Annotated in this window: 1 protein-coding gene; it reads left to right on the forward strand. The window is 76.3% G+C overall.

The genetic code is table 11. The features are described 5' to 3' along the window. The first annotated feature begins 296 nt into the window (after positions 1 to 296). Entirely contained in the window at positions 297 to 611 is a 315-nt protein-coding gene (locus tag JNW98_RS35200; RefSeq protein WP_223772332.1) for a hypothetical protein, read from the forward strand. Positions 612 to 645: the final 34 nt, after the last annotated feature.

The following is a 645-nucleotide window of genomic DNA, read 5'->3' on the forward strand; positions in this document are numbered from 1 at the left end:
GCCGTGCGCCGGAGCCGCCGGGGGCCTCCCCGGCGCGTCGCGCCGCTCGCCTGCCGCTCGACCGCCGCTCACCAGACGGTTCGTGGCGGGCATGCCGGCCGAGGACCCCTCGCCGTCCGGCCGCCCGGGCCGGTGCGCCGTCCCCGCGCCGCCGGTGCGTGCCCCGGCGCCCGGGACCGAGAACGGAAGTCGGCCCCTGGTGCGGCCCCCGGCTCCCGGGCACACTGCGCAGCAGACACTCGCGGCAGACACCCGCAGCAGACACCCATCGGCCATCGGCGGAGAGGCGGTGCACCGTGGCGGAACCGGAGTTCAAGGCGACGGGGGTACGGATCGAGAAATCGCTCCGTTCGCTCACCCGGGCCGGTCAGGTGAAGATTCACAACGGTCGCCTGGAGCTCCTGACCAGCTACGGGGTGGAGATCGACAGCGCGCCGGTGGACGCCGTCCAGGCCCGCAAACCCTGGTTCGCCGCCCGCGACCGGGCCCGGGCCACGCTCAACGGCAACCGGTACGTCCTCGACCTCGGGGAGTCCGGGCAGGATCCGGAAGCGGCGGTCCAACGGTTCCTGGAGGCGGTGGAGGCCGCGCGCGGCGACGGGCCGGGGTGAGCACGCCCCCGGACACGGGCGCCGAGGGCCGCCC

Origin of the sequence: Streptomyces huiliensis (assembly GCF_020037025.1) — a bacterium.
Taxonomy (GTDB): domain Bacteria; phylum Actinomycetota; class Actinomycetes; order Streptomycetales; family Streptomycetaceae; genus Streptomyces; species Streptomyces huiliensis.